This window comes from Kitasatospora sp. MBT66, assembly GCF_000710405.2.
In the GTDB taxonomy this organism is placed as follows: domain Bacteria; phylum Actinomycetota; class Actinomycetes; order Streptomycetales; family Streptomycetaceae; genus Kitasatospora; species Kitasatospora purpeofusca.
In genome coordinates, this window is sequence record NZ_JAIY01000010.1 from 709,899 (window position 1) to 712,666 (window position 2,768).

The 2,768-nt window shown below is 75.4% G+C and carries 3 protein-coding genes; all 3 read right to left on the minus strand.

Annotated elements, in window-relative coordinates:
• Window positions 1-141: 141 nt before the first annotated feature.
• The 3 genes from BI06_RS48475 to hisI are packed head-to-tail and all read right to left on the minus strand — an operon-like array spanning window position 142 to window position 2,567.
• Entirely contained in the window at window positions 142-588 is a 447-nt protein-coding gene (locus tag BI06_RS48475; protein ID WP_030391403.1) for a hypothetical protein, read from the minus strand.
• A gap of 54 nt (window positions 589-642) precedes the next feature.
• Window positions 643-2,157, minus strand: coding sequence for an anthranilate synthase component I (locus BI06_RS27875; protein WP_030391404.1), 1,515 nt, complete (start codon window positions 2,155-2,157; stop codon window positions 643-645).
• 38 nt (window positions 2,158-2,195) lie between these two features.
• A complete protein-coding gene (gene hisI / locus BI06_RS27880) occupies window positions 2,196-2,567 on the minus strand; it encodes a phosphoribosyl-AMP cyclohydrolase (protein ID WP_030391405.1) in 372 nt (123 codons plus the stop codon).
• Window positions 2,568-2,768: the final 201 nt, after the last annotated feature.

The following is a 2,768-nucleotide window of genomic DNA, read 5'->3' on the forward strand; positions in this document are numbered from 1 at the left end:
CCGCGCCCAGCACGGTGAGCAGCAGCATCACCCCGAGCGTGCGCCGGCCGGCCCGCGCGGCGGGCGCCGGGGCGGCGGCGGGGTCGGCGGACACGGCGTCGGTACGGGCTTCAGCGGTCACCGGACCAGTGTCCCCCGTCCTCACCCCGCCGCCGCACCCGGGGTCGGCGGCCCGACCGGGAAGTCGCCCGTCTCCAGCACCAGCGTCCCCTCCCCCAGCGGCAGGAAGAGATCGTTCCCGAACGGCACCCGCTCCGCCTCCCGGTACCCCACCCCCGGCAGCGGCCGGCTGTGCACCGTGCAGACCGCCTCCCCGGGGTCCACCAGGACGTACAGCGGGACCCGCGCGTCCGCGTGGGCGCGGTGGCCCCCGGTCGGCTCCGGCACCGGCGCGACCTCCAGCACCACCAGCGCGTCGGCGGTCCGGTAGCCGCCGGCGGCGTCCGAGGACGCCCCCGGTGCCAGCACCAGGAGCCGGCTCTCCCGCCCGTCCCCGCTCAGCACGGAGCGCACACCGCCGTGGCCGCCGGACTGCCGCAGCAGCTGCTCCCTGGCGGCGGCCACGATCCTCCGCTGCACGTCAGGCATGCTGTCGTCCCTTCCGCTGCGGCGGCCCCGCGACGCGCGCGGGGCCCCTGGGGCCTACGGCCTACGCAGCGTATTCGCGGTGGCGACCGCCCGCAGGACGGCGGCGGCCTTGTTGCGGCATTCGGTGTCCTCGCCGTGCGGGTCGGAGTCGGCGACCACGCCGGCGCCGGCCTGGACGTAGGCCGTGCCGTCGCGCAGCACCGCGGTGCGGATCGCGATCGCGGTGTCCGAGTCCCCCGCGAAGTCCAGGTAGCCGACGCAGCCGCCGTACAGGCCGCGGCGGGTGGGCTCCAGTTCCTCGATGATCCGCATCGCCCGCGGCTTGGGCGCGCCGGAGAGCGTGCCGGCCGGGAAGCACGCGGTCAGCACGTCGAAGGCGGTCCGCCCCTCGGCGACCTTCCCGGTCACCGTGGAGACGATGTGCATGACGTGGCTGTAGCGCTCGATCTGCATGAAGTCGACCACCTCGACGCTGCCCGGCTCGCAGACCCGCCCGAGGTCGTTGCGGCCGAGGTCCACCAGCATCAGGTGCTCGGCCCGCTCCTTGGGGTCGGCGAGGAGTTCGGCGGCCAGCGCGGCGTCCTCGTGCGGGGTGGCGCCGCGGTGCCGGGTGCCGGCGATCGGGTGCAGCATCGCCTCGCCGTCGGTGACCTTGACCAGCGCCTCCGGGCTGGAGCCGACCACGTCGAAGCCGCCCTCGGCGCCGCCGTCCGGGCCGGGGAAGCGGAACAGGTACATGTACGGGCTGGGGTTGGTGGTGCGCAGCACCCGGTAGACGTCCAGCGCGGAGGCCGGGCAGGGTGCCTCGAAGCGCTGCGAGGGCACCACCTGGAACGCCTCGCCGGCCCGGATCCGCTCCTTGATCTCCTCCACCGCGGCCCGGTAGGGCGCCCCGCCGAACGGCGAGCGGACCTCGCCGGGGCCGGTCGGGGTGAAGGTGGCCAGGCCCGGGTCGACCGGCCTCAGCAGGTCGGCCTCCATCCGGTCGAGCCGGGCGACGGCGTCCGCGTAGGCCTCGTCCACCCCGCTCTCCAGGTCGTTGTGGTTGACCGCGTTGGCGATCAGCAGCACGGTGCCGTCGACGTGGTCGAGCACGGCGAGGTCGGTGGCGAGCAGCATGGTGAGCTCGGGCAGCCGCAGGTCGTCCGGGTTGAGGTCGGGCAGCTTCTCCAGGCGCCGCACCACGTCGTAGCCGAGGTAGCCGACCAGTCCGCCGGTGAGCGGCGGCAGGCCGTCGTCGGGGTGCCGCGGGGTGTGCAGGGTGCGCAGCGCGGCGCGCAGCACCTCCAGCGGGTCGCCGGTGGTGGGGATGCCGACCGGCGGGGCGCCGAGCCAGCGGGCGTCGCCGTCGGGGCCGACGGTCAGGGTGGCGGCGCTGCGGACCCCGACGAAGGAGTAGCGCGACCAGCTGCGGCCCTGTTCGGCGGACTCCAGCAGGAAGGTGCCGGGGCGCTCGGCGGCGAGGCCGCGGTAGAGGCCGATCGGGGTGAGGCCGTCCGCGAGGAGCCTGCGGGTGACCGGGATGACCCGGGTGTCGACGGCGAGCTTGCGGAAGGCTTCGAGGTCCATGCGGGCGGCACCTTACGGGGAGGGGCGGAGCGGGCGGTTCAGCCGAGCGGGAGCACGTCGGCGTCGAAGCAGGTGCGGTCGCCGGTGTGGCAGGCCGCGCCGGTCTGGTCGACCTTGACCAGCAGGGTGTCGCCGTCGCAGTCCAGCGCGACGGACTTGACCAGCTGGACGTGGCCGGAGGTGTCGCCCTTCACCCAGTACTCGTTGCGGCTGCGGCTCCAGTAGGTGCAGCGGCCGGTGGTGAGGGTGCGGTGCAGCGCCTCGTCGTCCATCCAGCCGAGCATCAGCACCTCGCCGGTGTCGTACTGCTGGGCGACGGCCGGGAGCAGTCCGTCCGCGGTCCGCTTGAGCCGGGCGGCGATCTCGGGGGCCAGGGCGGTGGAGCCGGGAGCGGCGGGTGTGGTGGACATGGGGCCATTGTGACAGCCCGCTCCGGCCGCCAGGGCCGCCGTCCGGATCGCGGCCGGGCCCGTGGGCGCAGGTCGGGGCGGGCGCGCGCGGGGGCGGCGCCCGGCCGGGAGGACCATCCGATCGAACGAGTTGTGCCAACCGCCTGCCGGGTGCCCCCGCTCTGCGCCATTCTCGTGGTCATGACCTCCGAGCAGCACTCC